Genomic DNA, 26,775 nt, shown 5'->3' with positions numbered 1-26,775 from the left:
ATTAAAATTCCATCCCATTTTCTCTTAACGTGTCTGCAAATGCTTTAATTCTACCATGATATTTATAAGATCCTCTATCAAAATAAATTTTTGTAATATTTTTTTCCTGAGCTTTTTTTGCAAGTTTTTGGGCAACTAATTTTGAAAGCTCTGTTTTGTTAATTTTATCAGATGATTTTAAATCTTTCTCAATGGATGAAGCTGATAATAAAGTTACTTTTTTTGTATCATCAATGATTTGAGCTGAAATATTTTTGGCAGATCTTGAAATACTTAATCTAAATCTATCTTTTGGAGCAACTTTTTTTACTTTGTTGCTAACTCTAAATCTTTTTCTAATGCTAGTGTTTAGTTTCATTATTTTTTCTTACCTTCTTTTTTAAGAACATATTGGCCCTTTTCTCTAACACCTTTACCCTTATATGGCTCAATTTTTCTAAATGTTTTAATTTTTGATGCAACTTCACCAACTAATTGTTTGTCAGATCCAGTGATCTTAAGTGTAGTTTGTTTTTCTACAGCAATTTTAATTCCTTCTGGAATGTCAAAATCAATATCATGACTGTAGCCTAATTGTAAATTTAGCTGATTTCCTTTTAATGCCGCTCTATATCCAACACCTACAAGCTCTAACACTTTTTCATAGCCAGTGCTTGAACCAATCACAGCATTATTAATCAAACTTCTGTTCATGCCCCAAAGTCGTTTAGAATTTTGGTCAATTTTTTTTGGTTTTATTGAAATTTCTTTTCCTTCTTTGATATCCAAATTAAACATATCCAAATCAATATTTATTGATTTCTTTCCTAATGGCCCTTCTATATTTATAATATTGCCAGCTAAAGCCACTTTAACTTTTTCAGGGATTGATATATTTATTTTTCCAATTTTAGACATTAAAATACCTTACAAATAATTTCGCCACCAACACGTTGTTTTCTGGCGTCAATATCAGTCATTACACCTTTTGGTGTAGAAACTATTGCAATACCAAGACCGTTATTAATTTTAGGTAAACCTTCGGCACTAGAAAAAATTCTTCTTCCTGGTTTAGAAACTCTTTCAAATGCACTGATAACTGGGTTACCAGAGTGATATTTAAGTTCTAAAGACAATGTTGGTTTATTATCCTCTGAACTGATTTTAAAATCTTTTATAAAACCTTCATTTTTAAGTATATCGGCAATTTTTGATTTAAAGTTTGATGATGGCAGATCTACTTTTTTATGATTTCTCGCTTGAGCATTCTTAACTCTAGCTATCATATCTCCTATTGGGTCACTTAAACTCATAATTTTCCTTCCTACCAGCTCGACTTAACTAAGCCAGGTATTTTTCCTTGTAATCCTAATTGTCTAAGAGCAATTCTTGATATTTTTAATTTTCTATAAACACCATGTGGTCTACCTGTTATTTCACATCTATTCATCACTCTTGTTTTAGCTGAATTTCTTGGCAATTTTGATAATTTCTGCTGTGCCTTAAATCTTTCCTCTAATGGAAGTTTTTTATCCATTATTATTTTTTTCAAATTTTGTCTTTTCTTGAACATTTTGTCTGAAAGTTTAATTCTTTTTTTGTTTTTATTTACAGCACTAAGTTTAGCCATTTTTAATTGTCTCCTTTTTTAATAAATGGAAAATTCATTTTTTCTAATAATGCAAAGCTGTGCTCTTTGTTAATTGCTTTTATAACAATAACGATATCTAAGCCTCTAACTTTATCAGCTCTATCAAAACTAACTTCGGGAAATATGATATGTTCCTTTATGCCAAAAGTATAATTTCCGAATTTATCAAAACCTTTCGGTGATAATCCTCTAAAATCTTTAATTCTTGGAAGAGCAATATTCACCAATCTGTCTAAAAATTCATACATTTTGTTCTTTCTTAAAGTAACTTTTAAACCTGCATTAGACCCTTTTCTTGTCTTAAAGTTTGCTACAGATTTTTTAAATTTTGTAGTTACAGGTTTTTGGCCTGTTATCTTAGCCATATCCTCTTCACATGATTTAAGAATTTTAGAGTCTGAACCATCTAAACCAAGACCCATGTTCAAAACAATTTTCTCAATTCTTGGAGCCATGTAAATATTTTTGAAGCCAAATTGATCTTTTAAAGCTGGTTGTATTTCTTTATTAAAAATTTCTTTTAATCTTGGAGTCATTATTTCTTAGCCTCTTTTTTCTTTTCTGCTTTTTCATCTATTAATTTTAAATTTGATAAATGAATAAAACCTTCTTTTGAAAAAATACCACCTTTTTTCTCTTTTGTTGTTTTAACGTGTTTTTTAACCATATTAATTTCTTTTACTTTGGCTCTATTGTTTGCTCTGTCGATTTCGATAACTTCACCTTCTTTTTTTTTGTCTTTTCCAGTTAGCACTCTTACTTTTAGACCTTTTTTAATCATCTTATAAAACCTCCGGCGCTAGTGAAATTATTTTCATTTGCCCTCTACTTCTTAATTCTCTAGTTACAGGGCCAAATATTCTAGTACCAACTGGTTCACCTTTATCGTCAACTAATACTGCTGCATTATTATCAAATTTTACTTTTGATCCATCGTTTCTATGAATTCCTTTTTTTACTCTTACTACTACAGCTTTATGAACGGTTCCTTTCTTTACTTTGCCCTTAGGGATAGCCTCTTTCACAGCAATTACAATTGTATCTCCAATACTGGCATATCTTCTTTTAGATCCACCCAATACTTTGATGCACTCTATTCTTTTTGCACCTGTGTTGTCAGCAACTTGTAATTCTGTCTGTACACCAATCATTATTTATTATTCTCCATAACTTGAAACTTTTTATTTTTTGAAAATGGTTTGCTTTCAATAATTGAAACTTTATCACCTGTTTTAAATGTATTATTTTCATCATGAGCATTGTAATTTTTTCTGACTCTAATGACTTTTTTCAATACAGGGTGTGAATATTTTCTCTCTACCATAACTGTAATTGTTTTATTAGGTTTGTCGCTTATCACCACTCCTGTTAATATTTTTTTAGGCATTTGATTTTCCTTTTAAAATTGTTTTCAATCTTGCAATTGTTTTTCTTGTTTCTCCAATTTTTGCAGGATTAGTTATTTGAGAATTCATTTTTTGAAATCGAAAATTAAATAAGTCTTTTTTAAGCTTATCAATATTTTTGATAACCTCATCTTTGCTTAATTTTTTAATCTCTTGTTTTTTCATTTATGCAAATCTCTTTATTGTCTTTGTTTTTATTGGTAACTTTGCTGAAGCTTTATAAAGTGCCTCTTTAGCAATTTGTTCAGAAACACCATCAACTTCAAATAAAATTCTTCCAGGTTTTACTCTACAAGCAAAATATTCTGGTGATCCTTTTCCTTTACCCATTCTAACTTCTATTGGTTTTTTAGAAACTGGAATATTTGGAAAAATTCTTGTCCATACTCTTCCTTGTCTTTTCATGTGTCTAGTTAAAGCAACCCTAGCAGCTTCAATTTGTTTTCCAGTAACTCTTTCAGGCTGTAATGCCTTCAAGGCATATGCACCGTAATTAATAGTACTTGCTCTAGTAGCATTACCATGAATTCTTCCTTTATGAGCTTTTCTCCATTTAGTTCTTACTGGCTGAAGCATTATTGTTTACCTTCCTTTGGAGTGACTTTGTTTGTTTCCTGGCTAAATTCTCTTGCAAAAACTTCCCCTTTATAGATCCAAACCTTAATTCCAATAATTCCATATGTTGTAAGAGCTTCCGCTTCTGCATAATCTATATCTGCTCTTAAAGTGTGTGATGGTATACTACCATCTCTTAACCATTCGGTTCTAGCGATCTCATTACCACCTAATCTTCCACTTACTGAAACTTTAATCCCTTTTGCACCTAGTCTGATACATGATTGCATGGCTCTTTTCATGGCTCTTCTGTATGAAATTCTTTTTACTAACTGTTGTGCAATGTTTTCAGCAACTAAATATGCATTTGTTTCAGGTTTTTTAACCTCTTTGATATTTAAGTTAACTTCATTTGTCGTAAATTTTGATAAGTTATTTTTAATTTTATCAATATCACTACCTTTTTTACCAATTACAAATCCAGGTCTTGATGTGTAAATTGTGACGTAACATTTGTTTGATGTTCTCTCTATCATCACTTTAGATACACCTGAATTAATTACATTTTTCTTGATGTATTCTCTTATTTTAAAATCTTCAATTAGATAGTTGCCAAAATCTTTTTTCTTAGCATACCAAACAGAGTCCCAACCTCTGTTTACACCTAATCTAAAACCTACAGGATTAACCTTTTGTCCCATGTTTCTCCATTTGTTTTGCCTCTGATAAAATTATAGTTACTGTTGACCAAGGTTTTAAAATTGGTGCCGCTCTACCTTTTGCTCTTGGTCTAAATCTTTTCATAACAATTTTTTTTCCACAATACGCCTCTTTGACAATTAAATTGTCAATATCATATTGAAAGTTATTTTCAGCGTTTGCAACAGCTGAGCTAATTGTCTTTCTAATATCTCTTGTAACTCTTTTTTCAGAAAACTGCAGGTCTCTAATAGCTACATCAACCTTTTTACCAACAATACTTTTTAAAATTGGATTAATCTTTCTTACGCTTGATCTAATTCCATTGTTTATAGACTTTACAGTCTTATCGTTGTTTTTATCAATTTTCTTTTTCTTGCCCATAATTATTTTTTCTCTGCTGGTTTAGCTTTCTTATCAGCTGGTGTGTGTCCAAAAAAAGTTCTTGTTGGAGCAAACTCTCCTAATTTATGACCCACCATATCCTCTGAAACTGTTATTGGTATAAATTTCTTACCGTTATATATTTGAAAAGCTACCCCTACAAAATCTGGAAGAATAGTAGACTTTCTAGACCATGTTTTAATTGGAATTTTCTTCGGATCATCTTTGTACTTGTCTACTTTTTTCATCAAGCTTTCTTCAACAAATGGTCCTTTCCATACAGCTCTAGCCATTACTTAGTATCCTTCCTTTTATTTCTTCTCTTAACTATAAATTTATCTGTTCTCTTGTTATCTCTAGTTTTTAAACCTTTTGCTGATTGTCCTGTTGGAGACACTGGATGCCTTCCTCCTGCTGACTTACCTTCACCACCTCCATGTGGGTGATCAACTGGATTCTTAACAACACCTCTAGTATGAGGTCTTCTTCCTAACCATCTTGATCTACCAGCTTTTCCAATTTTAATATTTTTTTGATCAGGATTACTTAAAATTCCAATAGTAGCTAAAGCTCTAGAATCTATTTTACGTACTTCACCTGAAGCTAATTTAATTAAACTATAATTTCCATCTAATCCACTAATCGTAACTGAAGAACCAGCTGCTCTAGCTATTTTACCGCCACCACCTGGTTGAATTTCAACGTTATGAATATTGATACCAACAGGTATATCTTGTAACGGCATGCAATTTCCAATTTTAATTTCTTTTTTTGATCCACTCTCAATCTTATCTCCAACTTTAATTTTTTGAGGAGCTAAAAAATACGAATGTGTTCCATCTTCAAATTTAACCAACATGATGTAGCAAGATCTATTCGGATCGTATTCTATTCTTTCAACAGTAGCCTCCATGTCAAATTTTTTTCTATAAAAATCAACATGTCTATACATTTTCTTATGACCACCCGCTCTGTTAATTGAAGTGATGTGTCCATTATTATTTCTACCCTTCATAGCATTTTTTGGGGAAACAAGAGTTTTAAAAGGTTTGCCTTTCCATAGCCCTGTTCTATCTACTAAAATAGTACCTCTAGTAGATTTTGTGTATGGTTTAAAAGTTTTTAATGCCATTTTTTAAATTCCTGTTGTTAGATCAATGCTTTGACCTTTTTTTAAAGTTATGATTGCTTTTTTGTATCCTGAAACTTTCACTTTTTTACCTCTAGTAAGTTTAGTTCTATTTTGTTTATTGATGATGTTAATTTTAGTGACATTAACCTTAAAAATTTTTTCAATATTTTTTTTCAGGTTTTTTTTGTTAGCACCATCAGGAACCTTGAAAGTAATTTTATTCAATTCAGATAAGTTTGTTGATTTCTCAGTAACAACTGGAAAAAGAATTTTGTCGTATAAATGAATTTTATCCATATTAAGAATACCTTTTCTCCAATTCTTTTACTGAACTTTCGGTAAAAACTACTTTCTTAAATTTTATAATATCGTACGCGCTAAAATGATTTACGTCAGTAACTTTTACGTTTGGAATATTTCTCACAGATTTTTCTATCTTATCTTTTGAATTTTTATCAAGAATAATTAATGAATTAGAAATCTCTAGTTTATTAATTATTGAATTCATTTCTTTTGTTTTTTTAATTTCAGAATTAAAATCATTTAAAATTAATAAGTTCTTATTATTATTTTTTTCAGTAATTAAAGAAGCAACACTTTGTTTCTTTTCATTTTTATTTAACTTTCTTTTTTTGTAAGCTAATTCACCTTTTGGACCATGAGCTATACCACCACCAACAAAAATAGGAGCTTTTCTACTAGCGTGTCTTGCTCCTCCAGTTCCTTTTTGTGCATAAATTTTTGATGTTGGACCTTTTACTTCATTTTGTTGTTTAGTTTTAGCGTGTCTACCTTTGTAGTTGGCATTTGTTTTATATAAAACGCTAGCAACTAACTTTTGATTAATTTTTGCAGAAAATATTTTATCTAACACTTCAATAGTATCTTTTTTTCCGTCTATGCTAATTTTATCTAATTTCATTATTTTTTCTTCTTATCTGGTGTTTTTTTTGCTTCCTCAGCTGCAGCTAATTTTTCACTGATTGTCATTTTATTTATATTTTTGACTGATCTTTTAACCATTACTTCAGCATTTTTTGATCCTGGAATAGATCCTTTTAAATAAAGTAACTCATTTTCTAAATCTGTTTTAATTATTTCGATATTTTGCATTGTTCTTAACTTATCACCCATATGGCCAGCCATTTTTTTTCCTTTAAAAACTTTACCAGGATCTTGACTGTGTCCAGTTGAACCATGAGCTCTATGAGAAATAGAAACACCGTGGCTGGCTCTTAAGCCCCCAAAATTATGTCTCTTCATTGCACCAGCAAAACCTTTACCAATCGTTTTTGATCTTGTGTCTACAAATTTTATATCTTTGAAAATTTCTAAACCAAATTCATTTCCTTCTTTGTAAGCAGAAGTGTCGTTTACTCTAAATTCTTTTAATTTTTTCTTAGCTTCAGTGTTTTTCTTTGCAAAAACACCCTTCATTGCTTTTGTTAATTTTGAATTTTTTATTTTTCCGTATCCAAGTTGAACAGCTTTATAACCTCTTTTTTCTTCCTCAATTACTTGAATAACTCTAGCTTTTTCAACTTTAAGAACTGTAACAGGCACTAATTGACCAGATTTATAAAACTCTCTAGTCATGCCAATTTTCTTACCTAATAAAGCTATCTCACTCATAATTATATTTTTATCTCCACATCTACACCTGAAGCTAAGTCTAGTTTCATTAAAGCCTCTACTGTTTGTGGTGTTGGTTCAATAATATCAATTAATCTTTTGTGAGTTCTAGACTCAAATTGCTCTCTACTTTTTTTATCAATGTGTGGAGATCTTAAAACTGTGTATCTTTCAATTCTCGTAGGAAGTGGTATTGGACCCTTTATAGTGGCTCCAGTTCTTTTAACTGTATTAACTATTTCTTCGGTAGAAGCATCTAAAACTTTATTGTCGTATGCTCTTAATTTAATTCTAATATTTTGTTTTTCCATTAACCTGCTACCTTTTTAGTTACTTCATCTTGAACGTTTTGTGGAACTTTAGAATAATGATCGAAGAACATTGAATATTGCGCTCTTCCTTGTGACATTGATCTTAGATTATTAATGTAGCCAAACATATTAGCTAAAGGGACCATTGCTGTTATAACAGTTGCATTTCCTCTTTGCTCTTGAGTGCTAATTTGGCCTCTTCTACTGTTTAAATCACCAATTACATCACCCATATAATCTTCTGGAGTAACAACTTCCACTCTCATAATAGGCTCTAAAAGCTTTAGTCCACCTTGAGTACAAGCTTCTTTAAAACATGCCCTGCTGGCAAGTTCAAATGCTAGAACGCTTGAGTCTACATCATGATGCAGACCGTCAACAATTGTTACTTTATAATCAATCATAGGAAAACCTGCTAGTATTCCACTATCAGAAACTGTCTCAATACCTTTTTCAACACCAGGGATAAATTCTTTTGGAATAGCTCCACCTTTTATGGCACTTTCAACCTCTCTACCCTTACCTGGTTCTTGAGGTTCAACAAATAATTTTACTTTAGCAAATTGGCCAGCACCACCACTTTGTTTTTTGTGTATGTATTCAAATTCAGCTGACTTTTCTATTGTTTCTCTGTAAGCAACTTGTGGAGCACCAACATTTGCTTCAACTTTAAATTCTCTTTTCATACGATCAACAATAATATCTAGATGAAGCTCACCCATTCCTTTGATGATTGTCTGACCAGATTCCTCGTCAGATGAAACTCTAAATGAAGGATCTTCTTTAGCTAATCTTGCTAAAGCTTCGCCCATTTTTTCTTGGTCACCTTTTGTTTTAGGCTCAACAGCAATTTCAATTACTGGTTCAGGGAATTCCATTGGCTCTAATAAAACAGGATTTTCTTTGTCACACAAAGTGTGTCCTGTCATTGTATTTTTTAAACCTGCCAAAGAAACAATATCACCTGCATTTGCTTCTTTAATATCTTCTCTAGAGTTTGCATGCATTAAAAGCATACGACCAACTCTTTCTTCTTTATCTGATGAAGAATTGTACACAGCTGTACCAGATTTAATTGTACCAGAATAAATTCTAACAAATGTTAATGAACCAACAAATGGATCATTCGCAACTTTAAATGCTAATCCTGAAAAAGACGATCCATCTTCGAATTTCATTTCAATCTCATCATCAGAACCAAGTTTTGTTCCTTTAATAGATCCAATATCCACTGGACTTGGAAGGTAATTAATAACTGCATCTAATAAAGGTTGGACACCTTTATTTTTAAAAGCTGAACCAGTTAAAACAGGCACAAAGCTAAAATTTAAAGTTCCTTTTCTGATACATTTAACTAAATCTTCCTCTTTAATTTCATCACCATTTAAATACGCTTCCATTAGCTTTTCGTCTTGCTCAACTGCAGACTCAATTAATTCAGTTCTGTATTTTTCTGAAATTTCTTTTAAATCATCAGGTATATCTTTATATTCCCACTCTGCGCCTAAAGCTTCATTTTTCCATACTTGAGCTTTCATTTTAACAAGATCAACAACACCAGTTAAAGAAGCTTCAATTCCAATAGGAACTTGTAAAACTAATGGTTTAGCACCCAATCTATCTCTGATCATGTCAACACATCTAAAGAAATCTGCACCCGTTCTATCAAGTTTATTTACAAAACAAATTCGTGGAACTTTATATTTGTCTGCTTGTCTCCATACTGTCTCAGATTGAGGCTCTACACCAGCAACTCCATCAAATACAGCCACAGCACCGTCTAATACTTTTAAAGATCTTTCAACTTCAATTGTAAAATCTACGTGGCCTGGAGTATCGATTATGTTAACTCTGTGGTCATTCCAGAAACAAGTTGTTGCTGCAGAAGTAATTGTGATACCTCTTTCTTGTTCTTGCTCCATCCAATCCATTGTTGCAGCACCATCATGTACTTCACCAATTTTATGACTTTTTCCTGTATAATATAAAATTCTTTCTGTAGTAGTTGTTTTACCAGCGTCTATGTGGGCCATGATCCCAATGTTTCTATATTTATCTAATGTATGAGTTCTAGCCATAATATTTTACCATCTAAAATGAGCAAATGCCTTATTAGACTCTGCCATTTTATGAACATCCTCTCGTTTTTTTACTGCAGCACCTTTTTTTTCATAAGCATCATACAGTTCGTTAAAAATTTTATCTGCCATGTGTTTGTCTTTTCTTTTTCTTGCTGAATCAACTAACCATCTTATTGCAAGTGCTTGAGCTCTTTTGCTTTTTACCTCAACTGGCACTTGGTATGTTGCACCACCTACTCTTCGTGATCTAACCTCTACAGTTGGTTTGATATTGTTAATTGCTTCATTAAAAATATTTATAGGTTCATCTTTAGTTTTTGTTTTAATTTTTTCTATTGCTTCATAAACTATTTTTGCAGCAATACCTCTTTTGCCATCATACATAATGTTGTTTATTAATTTTGGAATTATAGTTGAATTAAATTTTGGATCAGGAACTACATTTTTTTTGGGTTGAGTTTTTTTTCTAGACATTATTTACCTTTTTTTGTTCCGTATAAAGATCTTCTCTGTTTTCTATTTGCAACACCTTGTGTATCTAAATTTCCTCTTAAGATATGATATCTAACACCAGGTAAATCTTTAACCCTTCCACCTCTAATTAGTACTACAGAGTGTTCTTGTAAATTATGACCTTCGCCTGGAATATAAGCAGTTACTTCAAAACCGTTTGACAATCTAACTCTAGCAACTTTTCTTAATGCAGAGTTTGGTTTTTTTGGAGTGGTTGTATAAACTTTAACACAAACACCTCTTTTTAAAGGTTGCTTTTGTAAAGCAGGAACTTTGTTTCTAGAAACTTGTTTAACTCTTTTTTTTCTTAACAACTGATTAATAGTTGGCATAATTCTTTTTTAAAATTAATTAATTTATTTTTGAGATGAAAATAACTGACAGGTTATTTTGTGGCAGCGTTTAGTACCTTAAGAGCACTACATTCCAACCAAAAACATCGCCAAAATACTTATTAATCAGCTATTGTCAAACTAAAACTGCAATTTTTAGGTGATTTTTTTATTGATTTACTTGTGTTTCTTCAGGCTCAGAAGCTTCAAGTTTATCCTGTTCTGCTAAGAAGCTATTATCATCTTCCAAGGCCTTGTTGTTCCATCTGTTCTTGATATTACCCGTTCCAGCAGGAACTAATCTTCCAACAATTACGTTCTCTTTTAAACCGTTTAATGGATCAACTTTCCCTTTAATTGCAGCATCTGTTAATACTCTTGTTGTCTCTTGGAAAGATGCAGCAGAAATGAATGATTCTGTTTGAAGTGAAGCTTTAGTAATACCCATTAAAACTCTTTCTCCAACTGCAGGAGTTTTGCCTTCAGCAACTAATTTTTCATTAGTATTATCAAACTTGATTCTATCAACCACTTCACCTGGTAAATAACTTGAATCTCCAGATACCTTAACTTCAACTTTCTTAAGCATTTGTCTTAGAATTGTTTCAATATGTTTATCGTTAATAATTACACCTTGTAATCGATATACTTCTTGAACTTGATTAACAAAATATTCTGTTAATTCTTTAATGCCTAAAATTCTTAAAATATCATGCGGTAATGGCTGTCCATCTAAAAGATATTCACCTTTTTGAATTTTTTCACCAGGATTAAAGTTAATGTGTTTTCCTTTTGGAATTAAATAATTTGATGCTTCTGATCCGTCTTCAGGAACAATCGAAATTCTTTGTTTACCTCTAACTTCTTTTCCAAAAACAACACTTCCATCGTTTTCGGCTATAATAGCACTGTCCTTAGCTTTTCTAGCTTCAAAAAGTTCAGCTACTCTTGGAAGACCTCCAGTAATATCTTTAGTTTTCGTTGTTTCTTTAGGTAATCTTGCAATAACATCACCAGCATAAACTTTTTGACCATCTTTAATTGATAAAATTGAATCTGGTACTAAGTAATATCTAGCTTCATTGTCATCTGCTTTTTTAATTACATTTCCTTTTTCATCTCTTAAAGTAATTCTTGGTTTTAAATCTGTACTCTTAGATTGACCTCTCCAATCAATCACAGATTTTGATGAAATACCAGTTGCATCATCAGTAGTTTCTTGAATTGAAACACCATCTATCAAATCAACATAACTTGCAATACCACTCTTTTCAGCAATAACTGGAGTTGTATATGGATCCCACTCACAAATTTTTGTATTTGCTTTAACTTTATCTCCATTATTAAAAAATAATCTTGATCCATAAGCAACTTTATAAACTGCTATTTGAACTCCTTTATCATCCTCAATAGAAAGTTGAGTATTTCTTCCCATAACAATTAAATTCTTTTTTGAGTCTTCTAGAATATTTGAGTTAATAATTTTTAATGTCCCATCGCTTTTGCTAATAATTTGGTTATCTTGTTTGACCGAAGCTGTTCCTCCAACGTGGAATGTTCTCATTGTTAGCTGCGTACCTGGTTCTCCAATTGATTGAGCTGAAATCATACCAATTGCTTCACCCACATGCACCATTTTACCTCTAGATAAATCTCTTCCGTAACAAGTAGCACAAACACCCTCTTTAGAACTACAAGTCATTACTGAATAAACTTTTATAGATTTAACACCTGCTGCATCAATCTTATCACATCCTGCCTCATCAATCATTTCAGACTTTTTGATTATTACTTCACCACTTAAAGGATTTTTCACCTCAGCAGCTGTAACTCTACCTAGCGCTCTTTCTGCTAAACTAACGACTACATTACCACCCTCTAAAATCTCTGATAGTTCAATAAAACCTGGTTCTTCACATTTAATTTTTGTTACTGTTAAATCTTGAGCAACATCACACAATCTTCTTGTTAAATATCCAGAGCTTGCTGTTTTAAGCGCAGTATCTGCTAATCCTTTTCTTGCTCCGTGTGTAGAATTAAAATACTCTAAAGCTGTTAAACCTTCTTTAAAGTTAGAGATAATTGGACTCTCAATAATTTCACCTGAAGGTTTTGCAATTAATCCTCTCATACCAGCCAATTGTTTCATTTGCGCTGCTGAACCTCTAGCACCGCTATCAGCCATCATAAATACTGAATTTATTTTTAAACCTTCCTCTGTTTTTTCAGTTGCAGAAATTCTTTTCATCATTTCACCCGCAACTTTATCAGTACATTTAGACCATGCGTCGACAACCTTGTTGTACTTCTCACCTCTTGTAATCAAACCTTCGGCGTATTGAGTTTCATAATCTGCAATTAATTTTTTAGTATCATCAATTAATTGAGTTTTATTTTCAGGAATAATTAAATCATCTTTTCCAAATGAAATTCCTGCTTTAAATGCATGCTTAAATCCTAAATCTTTAAGTTTATCACAGAAAATAACTGTCGTTTTCTGACCACAGAATCTGAAAACCACATCAATTATTTCAGAAACAACTTTTTTTGGTAGCAATCTATCAACTAATGAAAATTTAATATTGCTATTTTTTGGTAATAGGTTGGCTAATAAAAATCTTCCTGCAGTTGATGTATATTTTTCAATTTTCTTATTTCCTTGTTCATCAACAGTTTCATATCTTGAAATAATAGTGCTATGAACGTTAATTTCACCTGAAGATAATGCAAACTCTATTTGATCAGAATTAGTAAAGTATCCAGATGGTTTATCCGTTACTGGTTCCTGTGAAAGATAATATATTCCTAAAATCATATCCTGACTTGGAACGATTATAGGTTTACCATTTGAAGGAGATAAAATGTTGTTCGTTGATAGCATTAATATTCTTGCTTCCAACTGAGCTTCTAAACTTAAAGGTACATGAACTGCCATTTGGTCACCATCAAAATCAGCATTAAAAGCTGCACAAGTTAAAGGGTGTAGCTCAATTGCATCACCTTCAATTAATTTTGGTTCAAAAGCTTGAACACCAAGTCTATGAAGTGTTGGTGCTCTATTTAATAAAACAGGGTGCTCTCTTACGATTAACTCTAATGCATCCCATACAGCATTAGTTTCTTTCTCTACTAATTTTTTAGCTTGTTTAATTGTAGATGCTAAACCTAATTTGTTTAATCTTGCGTATAAAAATGGTTTAAATAACTCCAAAGCCATTTTTTTGGGTAATCCGCACTCATGTAATTTTAAGTCTGGACCAACAACAATTACTGATCTTCCAGAGTAATCTACCCTTTTTCCTAATAAATTTTGTCTAAATCTACCCTGCTTACCTTTAAGCATTTCTGCAAGAGATTTGAGTGGTCTTTTTCCTGTTCCAGTAATAACACGACCTCTTCTTCCATTGTCGAAAAGAGCATCAACAGACTCTTGAAGCATTCTTTTTTCATTTCTAACAATGATGTCTGGAGCCTTAAGGTCCATTAATCTTTTTAATCTATTGTTTCTGTTAATAACTCTTCTGTATAGATCATTAAGATCTGAAGTAGCAAATCTACCACCGTCTAAAGGCACAAGAGGTCTTAATTCTGGTGGAATAACTGGCACTACAGTCATAATCATCCACTCTGGTTTCTGACCAGTTTCAATAAATGATTCTATTAACTTTAATCTCTTAATTGCTCTTTCTTCATTAACTTTAGATTTAGTTTCCTTAATAAAGCTAACAAGATTTTTTCTTTCTAATTCTAAGTCAAGATTTTTTAACATTTCAAGTACAGCTTCTGCTCCTATACCTGCGGTAAAGCTTTCCTCTCCAAATTCATCTTGATATTTTGCTAATTCTTCCTCATTTAAAAGTTGATTTTTTTGTAATCCAGTTAGTCCTGGTTCGATTACTATAAAGTTTTCAAAATAAAGAACTCTCTCGATTTCTTTCAACTTCATATCAACAGCAAGTGCAATTCTACTTGGTAACGATTTTAAGAACCAAATATGTGCCACAGGTGTTGCAAGATTAATGTGGCCCATTCTCTCTCTTCTTACATTAGATTTTGTTACTTCAACGCCACATTTTTCACAGATAATACCTCTAAATTTCATTCGTTTATACTTACCGCATAAACATTCGTAATCTTTGATTGGTCCAAAAATTCTTGCACAGAATAGACCATCTTTCTCGGGTCTAAACGTTCTATAATTTATAGTTTCTGGTTTTTTAATTTCACCAAATGTCCAAGATTTAATTTTCTCAGGACTAGCTAAAGAAATTTTTATGCTATTAAAATTCTGTGCTTCGGAAATTTCACTACCTTTAAATAAATCTGTTAATTCTTTTTTCATTAATTAAGCTCCACATTTAATGCTAATGATTTTATTTCTTTAACGAGTACGTTAAATGACTCTGGTATACCAGACTCGAAATTCTCTTCACCTTTAACTATAGTTTCGTAAACTTTAACTCTTCCAGCAACATCGTCTGATTTAACAGTCAATATTTCTTGAAGTGTGTATGAAGCTCCATATGCTTCAAGAGCCCATACTTCCATTTCTCCAAATCTTTGACCACCTAACTGCGCTTTACCACCAAGAGGCTGTTGTGTAACTAAACTATAAGGACCAGTTGATCTTGCATGAATTTTATCTTCAACCAAGTGATGAAGTTTCAACATGTAAATTATCCCAACAGTGACTGGTCTATCAAATTTTTCCCCAGTTCTACCATCCCATAAATAAGTTTGACCAGATCCAGGTAAGTTAGCTAACTCTAACATGTCAGTTACGTTCTTTTCTTTAGCGCCATCAAATACTGGTGTTGATATTGCAATACCATTTTGTAAGTTTTCACAAAGATCTTTAAATTCGTTCTTACTTAATTTATCTACCTTTTCATTAAAAGTATCTTCTCCATAAACAGATTTTAAGAATTTTTCTATTTTTTCAGTTCTTTCTATTTTTTTGTTATTTTCATTAACTAAGTTTTTAATCTGTTCACCAAATTCTTTACAAGCCCATCCTAAATGTGTTTCTAAAATTTGACCGACGTTCATCCTACTTGGAACACCAAGAGGGTTTAAGACAATATCTACTGGTCTTCCATCTTCTCTATATGGCATGTCTTCAACTGGCACAATTTTACTCACCACTCCTTTGTTACCATGTCTACCTGACATTTTATCACCTGGTCTTAATCTTCTTTTGATAGCAACAAAAACTTTTACCATTTTCATTACACTTGGTAATAAATCATCACCACTTCTAATTTTTAAAACTTTATCTTCAAATCTTTCTGTTATGTCTTGTTTGGCTTTGTTGTATTGATCTTTAAGTTGAGCTAAAGTAGCTTCATCATTTACATTTCCAACTGTAATTTTGAAAACATCATTTATAGATAGATTGTTTATTGCATCAAAGTCTAATTTCGTACCCTCAGACAGTTCCTTGACTTTTTTAGTTAATGATGAGCCTGATAATATTTGAGAGGCTCTCTGTTTAATACTTCTCTCTAAAATTTCTTCTTCAACAATTTTATCTTGTTGAACTTGTTCAATTTCAGCTCTTTCAATTGTGATTGATCTTTCATCTTTCTCAATTCCATGTCTATTAAAAACTCTAACATCTACTACTGTTCCACTAGAACCTCTAGACATTCTTAAAGATGTATCAGTAACATCGATTGCTTTTTCTCCAAATATAGATCTCAATAATTTTTCTTCAGGACCTGAGGCAGAATCTCCTTTAGGAGTTACTTTACCAACTAAAATATCACCAGCATTGACTTCCGCACCAATATAAACAATTCCAGACTCATCAAGGTTTTTTAAAGCTTCTTCATTTACATTTGGTATATCTCTCGTGATTTCTTCTTCACCAAGCTTCGTATCTCTAGCCATTATTTCGTATTCAACTATATGAACAGATGTAAATACATCATCTGTCACACATCTTTCAGAAATCAAAATAGAATCTTCAAAATTATAACCTTGCCATGGCATGAAGGCTACTGTTACATTTTTACCTAAAGCTAATTCACCTAGTTTTGTTGAAGGACCATCCGCAATGATATCACCTGATTTAACCTTGTCACCAACACGAACAAGAGGTTTTTGGTTAATACACGTATTTTGATTTGATCTTTTAAATTTTTGAAGATTGTAAATATCAACACCAGATTTACTAAAATCAGTTTCCTCAGTTGCTTTAATTACAATTCTTTTTCCATCAATTTTATCAACTATACCGTCTCTTTTTGCAACAATAGTTACTCCTGAGTCTAATGCAACATCACTTTCTATACCGGTTCCTACAAGTGGAGACTCTGGTTTTAATAGTGGCACTGCTTGTCTCATCATATTTGATCCCATCAAAGCTCTGTTAGCATCATCATTTTCTAAAAAAGGAATTAATGATGCTGCAACTGAAACAAGTTGCTTAGGTGAAACGTCTATGTAATCTATTGCATCAGGTTTTGATAAAAGAAAATTTAAATTCTGTCTGCAAGAAACTAGTTCTTCAATAATTTTTCCATTTTTGTCGAGTTTGGTGTTAGCTTGGGCAATAGTGAATTTTGTTTCTTCCATTGCTGATAAGTATTCCACTTTATCCTGAACAACACCGTCTTTAACTTTTTTATAAGGGCTTTCAATAAAGCCATATTTATTAATCTTGGCATATGTTGATAAACTATTAATTAAACCAATATTTGGTCCTTCAGGTGTTTCGATTGGACAAATTCTTCCATAATGAGTTGGGTGAACGTCACGAACCTCAAAACCAGCTCTTTCTCTTGTAAGACCTCCAGGTCCTAAAGCTGAAACCCTTCGTTTGTGTGTAATTTCAGAAAGTGGATTTGTTTGATCCATAAATTGAGAAAGCTGTGAGCTCGCAAAGAAATCTTTAAGTGAGACTGTTAATGGTTTAGCGTTTATTAAATCTTGTGGCATCGCAGACTCAACATCCAAGGTAGTCATTTTCTCTTTGATTGCTCTTTCCATTCTATAAACACCAATTCTTGCCTGATTTTCTACTAGCTCACCTACAGAACGTACTCTTCTGTTACCTAAGTGATCGATATCATCAACATCATCTTTACCATCACGTAAATCTAACATTTTATGTATGATCGCAATAATGTCATCATTTCTTAAAATTGTAATTTTATCTGAACACTCCTGATTTAGTCTCGAGTTCATTTTTACTCTACCAACGTCAGACAGATCGTATCTATCAGAACTAAAGAAAAGATTATTAAATATTTGAGTAGCTATCTCAATTGTAGGTGGCTCACCTGGTCTTAACATTTTATAAATTTCTGTAATAGCTTCGTCTTTTGAATTATTTTTATCTGCTAAAACGGTTGTTAATAAATAAGGCCCTTTATTAATTGAATTAGTGACAGATATTTGAAGAGAATAAATATTGGCATCTAAAATTTGTTGGATTATGGTGTCGTTTAACTCTGTACCAATTTTAAAAACACCATCTTCTTCTTCATTTACTTTAACATCTCTATGAAGAAATTTTCCAAAAAGAGACTCTCTCGATACCAAAATATCTTTAAGTCCATCATTAGCTAATTTCTTAGCGGTTAGAAAATTAATTTTGTCACCTAATTTTACTACAACTTCACCAGTTTTAGCATCAATTACTTCCTCAGAAAAGTTTTTGGCTTTATAATTTTCAGGATTAAATTTTGTTTTCCATTTTTCTGTCTTGGTGTCAAAAGTGTATTGTTCACTTTCATAAAACTCATCAACAATTTCCGATTTAGTAAATCCTAAAGCTAATAATAATGTAGATGCGTAAATTTTCTTTTTTCTATCTATTTTAAAATATAAAAAATCTTTTACATCATATTCGAAATCTAACCATGAGCCTCTATTTGGTATTACTCTGCAATTAAATAACAATTTACCACTTGCATGTGTCTTTCCTTTGTCATGATCAAAAAATACTCCAGGACTTCTGTGCATTTGATTAACAACAACACGCTGAACTCCATTAGTTATAAAAGTACCACTGTTTGTCATCATTGGTACTTCACCCATATAAACCTCTTGCTCTTTAGCTGATAAAATATCTTTAGTGTTGTTCTCTTGGTCTATTTCATAAACAACTAATCTTAGAGTGCATTTAAGTGCTGAAGAATAAGTCAAACCTCTAGCAATACATTCTTCTACATCAAATTTTGGCTTTTCTAATCTATAAGAAACATACTCTAAAGTTGCTTTGTCATTTAAATCTTCAATTGGAAATATACTTTTGAATACTCTATCAAAACCTTTTGTAAGTTCTGTTTCAGCATAAAATTCAGTTAATTCTTTATAAGAATTTTTTTGAACTTCTATTAAATTTGGTATTGATAAACTTTCCTTTAATTTACCAAAACTTTTTCTAATGTTTTTCTTTTCAGTAAAAGATAATTGCATCTATATTTATTAATACTGATTAAAAATTAATCAGTATTTGAATTCTTTCTAATTGTTTTATTTAAGTTCTACTTTAGCGCCAGCAGCTTCTAACTTAGCTTTGATCTCTTCAGCATCTTTTTTATTTACACCAGACTTAACTTCTTTTGGTGCACCTTCAACAAGATCTTTAGCTTCTTTTAAACCTAATGAAGTAGCTGCTCTTACTTCTTTAATAACATTAATTTTTTTATCACCCGCAGAAACAAGCATGATTGTGAAATCATCTTTTTCCTCTGCTGGAGCTGCACCACCTGCTGCTGCTGGAGCTGCTGCAGCCATTGGAGTTACACCCCACTTTTCTTCTAGTTGTTTTGAAAGTTCGGCTGCTTCAGCTACAGTCAAACTTGATAGGTCTTCAATAATTTTGTTTAGGTCAGGCATATTTATCACTCTTTAGGTTGTGTTTCAGAATTTTCTGCCGACAAACTACTCATTTTTTCTGAATGTGCAAGCAAAATACTGATTAATTTAGATGCAGAAGCGTTCAAAATACCTACAATATTGGCTCTTGCTTCATCTAATGTAGGTAGACTAGCTACATTTTGGACACCTGCTTGGTCTAAAACCTCATCGTCCATTATTCCGCCAATTAATTTTAAGTTTTTATTATCTTTTGCAAATTTTGATAGAATCCTTGCAGACATTATTGCATCCTCACCAAACGCAACTGCCGTTGGACCTGTAAATAAATTTGATAGATCTTTGCACTTAGTTTTTTCCAAAGCAAGCTTAGTAATTCTGTTTTTTGTTATTTTAAAAATAATTCCATGCTCTCTCATTTTGGCTCTTAAATCATCTAATTGAGTCATTGTTAAACCCTGGTAATGAGTAACCATTACAGCTTTACTGTTTTCAAACTTAGCTGTCATTTCTTCAATATAATTTTTCTTTTGTTCTTTATTCATCATAACTATATCGATTTCCCTAATTTAACTTTATAAGACACACCCATTGTAGATGTTGCAAATACACCTTTAATTAAATCACCTTTTAAAGTGTTGTTTGTTTTTTCTTTTTCAAGTGCATCTATAATTGCATTATAGTTTTTTATTAATTGATCGTCAGAAAAAGATTTTTTTCCAATACTTACACCAATATTTCCGTCTTTATCATTTCTTATTTCAACTTGACCTGATTTAGCGTTAGTTACCGCTTCCTTAATATTTTCTGATACAGAACCTAGTTTAGGATTTGGCATCAAACCTTTAGGTCCTAAAACTTTCCCTAATTTAGAAAGTTTAATCATCATTCCTGGTGTACAAATTAATTTTTCAAAGTTTAATTCACCAGCTTTAATTTTATCTACAAATTCATCGCCACCAACAATATCAGCTCCAGCATCTTTAGCTTCTTCTGCTTTATTATCTTCACAAACTACAGCAACCTTAACTGTTTTACCTGTTCCTCCTGGTAAATTAACTACTGTTCTAATATTTACTTCACTCTTTTTTTGTTTGTTATTGATTTGAAAACTTAAGTCTAAAGACTCATCAAACTTAGTAGTACAATTTTTTTTTAATTCAGGTAACAAATTCTCAATAGTATCTGAATTTAAGTCTTTGGTATTTTCAGGTAATTTTTTATATCTTTTTGATGGCATTATTCTTTTACCTCGATTCCCATTGATCTTGCAGATCCTGCTATAATTTTAATTGCTTCTTCAATGTCATGTGCATTTAAATCGTTCATTTTTTCTTTTGCAATATTTTCTAATTGTTGTTTTGAAATCGATGCAACTATATTTCTGCCTGGCTCTTTTGAACCACCCTTTAGTTTAACTGCTTCTTTAATATAGAAAGACGCTGGGGGAGATTTGATTTTAAAATCAAATTTTTTATCTTTATAAACCGTTATCTCAACAGGTACAGGTTTACCCGCCATTGATTTCGTTTTATCATTGAAGGCTTTACAGAATTCCATGATGTTTACACCACGTTGACCTAACGCAGGTCCAACAGGTGGAGCTGGGTTTGCTTGTCCACCTTTAATTTGTAATTTTATAAATCCACTAATTTCTTTTGCCATTAACTTACCTTTTCAACTTGATTATATTCTAAATCTACTGGTGTTGGACGACCAAATATAGAAACTGACACCTTAAGTCTAGCTTTTTCTTCATCAATTTCTTCAATCATACCTGTAAATGAAGCAAATGGACCATCTACAACCTGAATTTTTTCTCCTACACTATACTCAATACCAGATTTTGGTTGAGCAACTCCGTCTTTAATTTGACCTAAAATTTTTTCTACTTCCTTGTCAGATACTGGCACTGGAATACCTTTGCTTCCTAAAAATCCACTAACTCTCTTAATGTTTTTAATCATATGGTAGATATTGTTATCCATTTCACTTTTAATTAAAACATATCCAGGGAAGTACTTTTTTTTCCTTTGAATTCTTTTACCTCTTTTAACCTCAGTAACATCATGAGTGGGTACAATTATTTCCTCAAATTTTTCACTTATTTTAGCTTTGTCAGCTTCTTCTTTAATTAAAGAAGCTACTTTATTTTCAAAGCTTGAATGAGATTGAACAATATACCAATTTTTCATTAAATACTTACCTTAAGTAATAATTCTAGGAAAAATTTTAAAACCTGATCTAAAAGAAGAAAAAATAAGGACATAACTAAAGCCATTACAAATACCATTAATGCGCCTTGCAATGTTTCTTTCCATGTAGGCCAAGTTACTTTGAATGCTTCTTGTTTTACTTCTTGTATAAATTTAATCGGGTTCTTCATAATTTTAAGCTCAAATTGGCAGGAGCGGAGGGACTCGAACCCTCAGCCTCCGGTTTTGGAGACCGGCGCTCTACCAATTGAGCTACACTCCTATTTATAGAGTTACTCTATAATTTTAGTTACTACTCCTGCTCCAACAGTTCTTCCACCTTCTCTTATAGCGAAATTTAATTTTTCAGCCATAGCGATTGGTGTAATTAACTTAACAGTAAACTTAGCATCGTCACCTGGCATAACCATTTCTGTTCCTGCTGGCAACTCTACTTCTCCTGTCACGTCTGTTGTTCTAAAATAAAACTGAGGTCTATATTTTGTGAAGAAAGGAGTGTGTCTTCCACCCTCGTCTTTTTTAAGAATATAGGCTTGAGCTTCAAATTTAGTATGAGGAGTTATTGATCCAGGCTTACAAAGAACTTGACCTCTTTCAATGTCAGTTCTTTCAATACCTCTCAATAAAATTCCTACGTTATCACCAGCTTCACCTGAGTCTAAAAGTTTTCTAAACATTTCTACTCCAGTACAAACTGATTTTTTTGTTTCTTTAATTCCAACGATTTCAACTTCCTCACCAGTTTTAATTACACCAGATTCTACTCTACCTGTTGCAACTGTTCCTCTTCCTGAAATTGAAAATACGTCCTCAACTGGCATCAAGAATGGTTTGTCAACTTCTCTAGCTGGTTGTGGGATATGTTCGTCAACAGCTTTCATTAATTCTAAAATTGAATTTTTTCCAATTTCATCATCTCTTTTTTCAACTGCTGCTAAAGCTGAACCTTTAACGATTGGAGTTGTATCTCCAGGATATTTGTATGAAGTTAAAAGTTCTCTAATTTCTTCTTCTACAAGTTCAATCATATCTTTATCATCAACTTGGTCTACTTTATTTAAGTAAACAACAATTGCTGGAATACCAACTTGTCTTCCTAAAAGAATGTGTTCTCTTGTTTGTGGCATTGGTCCATCTGCAGCATTAACAACTAAGATGGCTCCATCCATTTGTGCGGCACCAGTGATCATGTTCTTCACATAATCAGCGTGACCTGGACAGTCTACGTGTGCATAGTGTCTTTTTTCAGTTTCATATTCAACGTGAGCCGTTGAAATTGTAATTCCTCTTTCTTTTTCCTCTGGAGCTTTATCGATTTGATCGTATGCTACAGCAGTTCCACCTCCAGCTTCAGCTAAAACATTTGTGATAGCTGCAGTAAGAGTAGTTTTACCATGATCGACATGACCAATAGTCCCAATGTTACAGTGGGGTTTACTTCGTACAAATTTTTCTTTTGACATTTCTTTTTAACCTCAGTTTTTTTTGTTTCTAATTTTATTTTTCTTGGAGCGGGTAAAGGGAATCGAACCCTTACATCCAGCTTGGAAGGCTAGCGTTCTACCATTGAACTACACCCGCACAACCCCAAGAGTAACACTCCATTGTTAATCAAAAATTCATTGAATGGTGGAGGGGGAAAGATTCGAACTTTCGAAGACCGAAGTCAACGGGTTTACAGCCCGCCCCATTTGACCGCTCTGGAACCCCTCCTCTGGGGAAGTGTCCCCTTGTTCAATAAAACTTCAAATAACAGGCGTTTTATATATTTTATTTATCCAAATGCAACACGTGATTTATTAAGAAAATCTCTTTAAAAACGTGTAAAACACTTGATAATTTTATGAATAAATCATCTTTTTTTATAGTGGGCCAACATGCTGTAATTGAAGCTTTAAGGAATCCGAATAGGAAGGTTTTAAGAGTGTTTTTGACAGAGGACGCTAAAAAAAATATTCACAAAAAAAACCCAAATAAAAATCTTCTACAAGACGTAAAAGTTTATTTTAAATCCAAAAAAGAATTGGATAAATATTCATCAAAAGATCAATTGATGCATAATGGTTACGTTGCAGAAATCGAACATCTTGACTCACTAGATTTAAAAGAATTTATTAAAGAAAAAAAAAATTTAACATTTGTTTGTTTAGATGAAGTTACTGATCCAAGAAATATAGGCTCTTTGATTAGAAGTGCAGCTTCTTTTAATATTGATGGTTTGATAATTAAAGAACGACATTTTCCTAGAGATAGTAAATTAATGTATAAATCAGCGAGTGGATGTATGGAGCATGTTAAAATATTTCAGGTATCCAATATTAATTCAACTTTGAAAAATCTTAGAGAAAAAAATTTTTGGGTTTATGGTTTTGATTCAAAAGGTCAAAAAGATTTTACGGATGTAAAATGGGAAGGAAATAATATTTTGCTCTTTGGTTCAGAAGGATTTGGAATGAGACAGCATACAGGTAAATATGCAGATTTTTTTGTTAAAATTGATATCAATAAAGATATTGAAAGTTTAAATATCTCAAATAGTGCAGCAATTGTGTTTCATCATTTAAGTTATTTAAAAAAAAAGAGTTGATTATTTTATAAATAGTTAATAATTATTGCGCATGCCCTTGTAGCTCAGTTGGTAGAGCAATTGATTTGTAATCAATAGGTCCGCGGTTCGAATCCGTGCGGGGGCACCATAATTTTCTCTACCAAGCAATTAATTTCCAACACTCACCAACATTCTCGATACGAACATAGCAACCGAAAAATGACATTATTTTAAATGCAAAAAATCCTGTAATTAAAATTAGCACAACTAATACAATTGAATTAATTTTATTCATCTAATCTAACTTGTTTCTCTTCTTATTTGTTCAATTTTAATTTTTTTTTGCAAACTTCTGCTTTTGTCATAAAGTAAATTAAACTTAATTTTGTTGTTAGTTTTTACAGTAATTGATTTAGCATTTCTTACTTCTAAATTATCTGCTACAGCACTTATTGGTCTCTTTGAAGGATTTAGATTTGTAATAATGATTTTTGTTTTATCATTTACAATTTTACCCTTCCATCTTCTTGGTCTAAATGCGCTTATTGGAGATATAGACAATTTTTTTGAATGAAGACTTAAAATAGGTCCATGAACAGATAGATTATAAGCTGTACTACCAGCTGGTGTTGATACTAAAACACCATCAGAGACTAATTTTTTAATTATTTGTCTTGATCCTTGCTTAATGGATAGCGAAGCTGCTTGCCTACTTTGTCTTAATACTGAAACTTCATTTATTGCTATAGATTTTTTAATTTGATTATTTTTGTTTCTTACTGTCATTTCTAAAGGTGAAATAGAAACCATATTTGCTCTAGATAAATTTTTTATAATATTATTAGAGGAAAATTTATTCATCAGAAAACCATAGTTTCCTGAATTAATACCATAAAATTGTTTGTTAAAATTTTTGTTTTTTTTTAATGTTTGAAGCATGAATCCGTCACCTCCAATAACAATAATTAAATTATCTTTTTGAAAATTATTAGATTTTATTTTTTTTAATAAAATATTTTTTATACTTAAGGATTTTTTATTTTTATCTGAAATAATTTGAAGCTTATTCATTTCATTTAGTGGTGCCCTCGGCCAGACTCGAACTGGCACTCCGCAAGCGGCAAGGATTTTAAGTCCTTTGTGTCTACCAATTTCACCACGAGGGCATTTATGAACATCATTGTTATATCGTCAATTATTTATAACTCAACTATATTAAATTGTACTGGTAATCTCTAGCCTCTATTACCTCTTTTGGTAATTTCAGCTCAACATCTTCAATTTTAATTACTTCGTCTTTTTTAATATCCTTTTTCAATATAGCATTATCAGTTAGACCTAATGGTAATATCATTTCACTTTTAGATTTGTGTGAAGTAATCAACTTGCCTCTTGCACAAAATCCTCCCTCTCCATCAAGTTTTTCACCAACTTTCAAATTTTTTTTAGCTACACTTCCTACATCTGCATTATAATTTTTTGTATATCCTGTTGCTCGATTATCAAGTGCTATAGAGTATATAGACTGTGCAAGTTCTAAGCCAATATAGTGATAAGGTCTCCATATTGCAGAATAGTTCCCTGTGGAGTCAGTTACCATTCCATAATCTTTAAAACAATTTTTCACATATTCATTTTTAGCTTTAATGACAATGTATACGCCCCATCTTAAATCATTAGGAATATCTTTTTTATCTAAATCAATGCTAGATATAACTTCTACTTGACCGTCAAAATCAATTAACCCTCCATCATTTTTTGGTATTAATTTTTTTGCAATATCATAAACACCAACTGGAGGAAAAGTTAATCCATTTGAGGGACATTTAAGATTTGCAGCATTACTTACTGCGCACATTTCAATTGCTGATTTATCGCCACATAAAAAACTGTTAAACATTTTAGGATTCATCCCAGATTCGTTTTCAGCTCTTTCTTTAGTTAAACCATAATGACCCCAAACTGTATCTGGTGTTGAATATTCAAAGGTTGGGTGATACTTAGTTCCCTTTCCTGCACAGATTACTTCAAAACCATTAAGTCTGGCCCATTCAATTTGCTCTAAAATTAATGAAGGCTGGTCACCGTAAGCCATAGAGCAAATAACTCCATTCTCTTTAGCTAAATCTGATAAATATTTTCCACATGTAATATCGGCCTCTACATTAACTAGGATTAAATGTTTTTTACTTTTTATAATTTTTACTGCATGAACTGTTCCAGAAATTGGATTTCCAGTTGCTTCGATGAAAATTTCAATATTTCTATCTATAATTTGATCGAGAGAATTAGAGAAATTAATTTTAGATATTTCCTCTTCATTTATTCCACTTTTAATACAATTTTTTTTTGCTTGATCAATATTTAGATCAACAATGCTATCAATCTCTATTTTATTTAAATGAGAATATTGAGACAGAAACATACTTACAAATTTCCCACATCCAATAAAAGCTACTCTTATTGGGTCTTTTCGTTCCTCTAATTTTGTGTGTAAAAACATATCA

General features: G+C 31.8%; 34 protein-coding genes and 5 tRNA genes. 2 read left to right on the top strand and 37 right to left on the bottom strand.

Annotation, left to right across the window (positions count from 1 at the left end; genetic code table 11):
- Position 1: 1 nt before the first annotated feature.
- The 33 genes from rplR to ACTTBN_RS01680 all read right to left on the bottom strand — a co-directional run bounded on the left by rplR (position 2) and on the right by ACTTBN_RS01680 (position 23,433).
- The gene (gene rplR, locus ACTTBN_RS01840; RefSeq protein ID WP_262589109.1) at positions 2 to 358 is read right to left on the bottom strand and encodes a 50S ribosomal protein L18; all 357 of its coding nucleotides are present in this window, start codon (positions 356 to 358) and stop codon (positions 2 to 4) included.
- The gene (gene rplF, locus ACTTBN_RS01835; protein ID WP_262589108.1) at positions 358 to 897 is read right to left on the bottom strand and encodes a 50S ribosomal protein L6; all 540 of its coding nucleotides are present in this window, start codon (positions 895 to 897) and stop codon (positions 358 to 360) included. Before rplF ends, rplR begins: the two co-directional genes overlap by 1 nt.
- Positions 897 to 1,292 carry a 30S ribosomal protein S8 gene (rpsH, locus tag ACTTBN_RS01830; protein ID WP_428080012.1) on the bottom strand — a complete coding sequence of 132 codons (396 nt, stop codon included), beginning with the start codon at positions 1,290 to 1,292 and terminating at the stop codon, positions 897 to 899. The genes rplF and rpsH overlap by 1 nt, the downstream gene beginning before the upstream one ends.
- An 11-nt stretch (positions 1,293 to 1,303) precedes the next feature.
- Positions 1,304 to 1,609, bottom strand: a complete 306-nt coding sequence (gene rpsN, locus ACTTBN_RS01825) for a 30S ribosomal protein S14 (protein ID WP_075506797.1) — start codon at positions 1,607 to 1,609, stop codon at positions 1,304 to 1,306.
- Between the two features lie 2 nt (positions 1,610 to 1,611).
- Positions 1,612 to 2,166, bottom strand: coding sequence for a 50S ribosomal protein L5 (rplE, locus tag ACTTBN_RS01820; RefSeq protein WP_262589106.1), 555 nt, complete (start codon positions 2,164 to 2,166; stop codon positions 1,612 to 1,614).
- Positions 2,166 to 2,411, bottom strand: a complete 246-nt coding sequence (gene rplX, locus ACTTBN_RS01815) for a 50S ribosomal protein L24 (protein ID WP_262589105.1) — start codon at positions 2,409 to 2,411, stop codon at positions 2,166 to 2,168. The genes rplE and rplX overlap by 1 nt, the downstream gene beginning before the upstream one ends.
- Before the next feature lies 1 nt (position 2,412).
- Positions 2,413 to 2,781 carry a 50S ribosomal protein L14 gene (rplN, locus tag ACTTBN_RS01810; RefSeq protein WP_008544079.1) on the bottom strand — a complete coding sequence of 123 codons (369 nt, stop codon included), beginning with the start codon at positions 2,779 to 2,781 and terminating at the stop codon, positions 2,413 to 2,415.
- Positions 2,781 to 3,017 (bottom strand): 30S ribosomal protein S17, encoded by a 237-nt coding sequence (gene rpsQ / locus ACTTBN_RS01805; RefSeq protein WP_428080011.1) that lies wholly within the window; start codon positions 3,015 to 3,017, stop codon positions 2,781 to 2,783. The genes rplN and rpsQ overlap by 1 nt, the downstream gene beginning before the upstream one ends.
- Positions 3,010 to 3,201: a 50S ribosomal protein L29 gene (gene rpmC / locus ACTTBN_RS01800; RefSeq protein ID WP_075506802.1), complete on the bottom strand. Its 192-nt coding sequence runs from the start codon at positions 3,199 to 3,201 to the stop codon at positions 3,010 to 3,012. The genes rpsQ and rpmC overlap by 8 nt, the downstream gene beginning before the upstream one ends.
- Positions 3,202 to 3,612 carry a 50S ribosomal protein L16 gene (gene rplP / locus ACTTBN_RS01795; protein ID WP_023853707.1) on the bottom strand — a complete coding sequence of 137 codons (411 nt, stop codon included), beginning with the start codon at positions 3,610 to 3,612 and terminating at the stop codon, positions 3,202 to 3,204.
- Positions 3,612 to 4,292, bottom strand: a complete 681-nt coding sequence (gene rpsC / locus ACTTBN_RS01790; RefSeq protein WP_075506804.1) for a 30S ribosomal protein S3 — start codon at positions 4,290 to 4,292, stop codon at positions 3,612 to 3,614. The genes rplP and rpsC overlap by 1 nt, the downstream gene beginning before the upstream one ends.
- Positions 4,276 to 4,674, bottom strand: a complete 399-nt coding sequence (gene rplV / locus ACTTBN_RS01785) for a 50S ribosomal protein L22 (protein WP_075506805.1) — start codon at positions 4,672 to 4,674, stop codon at positions 4,276 to 4,278. The genes rpsC and rplV overlap by 17 nt, the downstream gene beginning before the upstream one ends.
- A gap of 2 nt (positions 4,675 to 4,676) precedes the next feature.
- Positions 4,677 to 4,967, bottom strand: coding sequence for a 30S ribosomal protein S19 (gene rpsS, locus ACTTBN_RS01780; RefSeq protein ID WP_075506806.1), 291 nt, complete (start codon positions 4,965 to 4,967; stop codon positions 4,677 to 4,679).
- Entirely contained in the window at positions 4,967 to 5,806 is an 840-nt protein-coding gene (gene rplB / locus ACTTBN_RS01775; RefSeq protein WP_075506807.1) for a 50S ribosomal protein L2, read from the bottom strand. Before rplB ends, rpsS begins: the two co-directional genes overlap by 1 nt.
- A 3-nt stretch (positions 5,807 to 5,809) precedes the next feature.
- On the bottom strand, positions 5,810 to 6,103 hold the full coding sequence (gene rplW / locus ACTTBN_RS01770; RefSeq protein WP_262589101.1) for a 50S ribosomal protein L23: 294 nt from the start codon (positions 6,101 to 6,103) through the stop codon (positions 5,810 to 5,812).
- Position 6,104: 1 nt separating this feature from the next.
- Entirely contained in the window at positions 6,105 to 6,728 is a 624-nt protein-coding gene (gene rplD / locus ACTTBN_RS01765) for a 50S ribosomal protein L4 (RefSeq protein ID WP_262589100.1), read from the bottom strand.
- Positions 6,728 to 7,438 carry a 50S ribosomal protein L3 gene (rplC, locus tag ACTTBN_RS01760; protein WP_428080010.1) on the bottom strand — a complete coding sequence of 237 codons (711 nt, stop codon included), beginning with the start codon at positions 7,436 to 7,438 and terminating at the stop codon, positions 6,728 to 6,730. Before rplC ends, rplD begins: the two co-directional genes overlap by 1 nt.
- 2 nt (positions 7,439 to 7,440) lie before the next feature.
- Entirely contained in the window at positions 7,441 to 7,749 is a 309-nt protein-coding gene (gene rpsJ, locus ACTTBN_RS01755) for a 30S ribosomal protein S10 (RefSeq protein WP_023853699.1), read from the bottom strand.
- Complete coding sequence (gene fusA / locus ACTTBN_RS01750) at positions 7,749 to 9,827, bottom strand: elongation factor G (RefSeq protein ID WP_440676382.1); 2,079 nt, start codon at positions 9,825 to 9,827, stop codon at positions 7,749 to 7,751. The genes rpsJ and fusA overlap by 1 nt, the downstream gene beginning before the upstream one ends.
- Positions 9,828 to 9,833: 6 nt before the next feature.
- Positions 9,834 to 10,304, bottom strand: a complete 471-nt coding sequence (gene rpsG / locus ACTTBN_RS01745) for a 30S ribosomal protein S7 (RefSeq protein ID WP_075506812.1) — start codon at positions 10,302 to 10,304, stop codon at positions 9,834 to 9,836.
- A complete protein-coding gene (gene rpsL, locus ACTTBN_RS01740; RefSeq protein ID WP_075506813.1) occupies positions 10,304 to 10,675 on the bottom strand; it encodes a 30S ribosomal protein S12 in 372 nt (123 codons plus the stop codon). The genes rpsG and rpsL overlap by 1 nt, the downstream gene beginning before the upstream one ends.
- Positions 10,676 to 10,844: 169 nt before the next feature.
- Complete coding sequence (gene rpoC / locus ACTTBN_RS01735; RefSeq protein ID WP_440680704.1) at positions 10,845 to 15,017, bottom strand: DNA-directed RNA polymerase subunit beta'; 4,173 nt, start codon at positions 15,015 to 15,017, stop codon at positions 10,845 to 10,847.
- On the bottom strand, positions 15,017 to 19,102 hold the full coding sequence (gene rpoB, locus ACTTBN_RS01730; RefSeq protein WP_440680703.1) for a DNA-directed RNA polymerase subunit beta: 4,086 nt from the start codon (positions 19,100 to 19,102) through the stop codon (positions 15,017 to 15,019). The genes rpoC and rpoB overlap by 1 nt, the downstream gene beginning before the upstream one ends.
- Before the next feature lie 57 nt (positions 19,103 to 19,159).
- Positions 19,160 to 19,525, bottom strand: a complete 366-nt coding sequence (gene rplL / locus ACTTBN_RS01725; protein ID WP_262589092.1) for a 50S ribosomal protein L7/L12 — start codon at positions 19,523 to 19,525, stop codon at positions 19,160 to 19,162.
- 5 nt (positions 19,526 to 19,530) lie between these two features.
- On the bottom strand, positions 19,531 to 20,049 hold the full coding sequence (gene rplJ, locus ACTTBN_RS01720) for a 50S ribosomal protein L10 (protein ID WP_440680768.1): 519 nt from the start codon (positions 20,047 to 20,049) through the stop codon (positions 19,531 to 19,533).
- A gap of 5 nt (positions 20,050 to 20,054) precedes the next feature.
- The gene (rplA, locus tag ACTTBN_RS01715; RefSeq protein WP_440680701.1) at positions 20,055 to 20,744 is read right to left on the bottom strand and encodes a 50S ribosomal protein L1; all 690 of its coding nucleotides are present in this window, start codon (positions 20,742 to 20,744) and stop codon (positions 20,055 to 20,057) included.
- Positions 20,744 to 21,169 carry a 50S ribosomal protein L11 gene (gene rplK, locus ACTTBN_RS01710; protein ID WP_440680700.1) on the bottom strand — a complete coding sequence of 142 codons (426 nt, stop codon included), beginning with the start codon at positions 21,167 to 21,169 and terminating at the stop codon, positions 20,744 to 20,746. Before rplK ends, rplA begins: the two co-directional genes overlap by 1 nt.
- Positions 21,169 to 21,699, bottom strand: coding sequence for a transcription termination/antitermination protein NusG (gene nusG / locus ACTTBN_RS01705; protein ID WP_440680699.1), 531 nt, complete (start codon positions 21,697 to 21,699; stop codon positions 21,169 to 21,171). The genes rplK and nusG overlap by 1 nt, the downstream gene beginning before the upstream one ends.
- Positions 21,699 to 21,890, bottom strand: a complete 192-nt coding sequence (gene secE / locus ACTTBN_RS01700) for a preprotein translocase subunit SecE (RefSeq protein ID WP_440680698.1) — start codon at positions 21,888 to 21,890, stop codon at positions 21,699 to 21,701. Before secE ends, nusG begins: the two co-directional genes overlap by 1 nt.
- 16 nt (positions 21,891 to 21,906) lie before the next feature.
- Positions 21,907 to 21,982 (bottom strand) — tRNA-Trp (locus ACTTBN_RS01695).
- A gap of 10 nt (positions 21,983 to 21,992) precedes the next feature.
- Positions 21,993 to 23,183, bottom strand: a complete 1,191-nt coding sequence (gene tuf / locus ACTTBN_RS01690) for an elongation factor Tu (protein ID WP_262589086.1) — start codon at positions 23,181 to 23,183, stop codon at positions 21,993 to 21,995.
- Between the two features lie 44 nt (positions 23,184 to 23,227).
- Positions 23,228 to 23,301, bottom strand: a tRNA-Gly gene (locus ACTTBN_RS01685).
- Between the two features lie 46 nt (positions 23,302 to 23,347).
- A tRNA-Tyr gene (locus tag ACTTBN_RS01680) sits at positions 23,348 to 23,433 on the bottom strand.
- A gap of 130 nt (positions 23,434 to 23,563) precedes the next feature.
- Here ACTTBN_RS01680 and rlmB point away from each other — a divergent pair.
- On the top strand, positions 23,564 to 24,307 hold the full coding sequence (rlmB, locus tag ACTTBN_RS01675) for a 23S rRNA (guanosine(2251)-2'-O)-methyltransferase RlmB (protein ID WP_440680697.1): 744 nt from the start codon (positions 23,564 to 23,566) through the stop codon (positions 24,305 to 24,307).
- Positions 24,308 to 24,340: 33 nt separating this feature from the next.
- A tRNA-Thr gene (locus ACTTBN_RS01670) sits at positions 24,341 to 24,416 on the top strand.
- 9 nt (positions 24,417 to 24,425) lie between these two features.
- On the opposite strand, the gene ACTTBN_RS01665 is transcribed toward ACTTBN_RS01670, so the two are convergent.
- From ACTTBN_RS01665 to ACTTBN_RS01650, 4 genes are all read right to left on the bottom strand, one after another.
- On the bottom strand, positions 24,426 to 24,563 hold the full coding sequence (locus ACTTBN_RS01665; protein ID WP_440680696.1) for a hypothetical protein: 138 nt from the start codon (positions 24,561 to 24,563) through the stop codon (positions 24,426 to 24,428).
- 5 nt (positions 24,564 to 24,568) lie between these two features.
- Positions 24,569 to 25,339 (bottom strand): NAD kinase, encoded by a 771-nt coding sequence (locus tag ACTTBN_RS01660; protein WP_440680695.1) that lies wholly within the window; start codon positions 25,337 to 25,339, stop codon positions 24,569 to 24,571.
- Between the two features lie 9 nt (positions 25,340 to 25,348).
- A tRNA-Leu gene (locus tag ACTTBN_RS01655) sits at positions 25,349 to 25,434 on the bottom strand.
- A 44-nt stretch (positions 25,435 to 25,478) separates the two neighbouring features.
- Complete coding sequence (locus tag ACTTBN_RS01650) at positions 25,479 to 26,771, bottom strand: NAD(P)H-dependent oxidoreductase (protein ID WP_440680694.1); 1,293 nt, start codon at positions 26,769 to 26,771, stop codon at positions 25,479 to 25,481.
- Between the last annotated feature and the right edge of the window lie 4 nt (positions 26,772 to 26,775).

The organism is Candidatus Pelagibacter sp. HIMB1623 (assembly GCF_052047695.1).
GTDB lineage: Bacteria > Pseudomonadota > Alphaproteobacteria > Pelagibacterales > Pelagibacteraceae > Pelagibacter.
The sequence above is the reverse complement of the archived record's forward strand: the minus strand, read 5'-3'. Positions and strand labels throughout refer to the sequence as shown.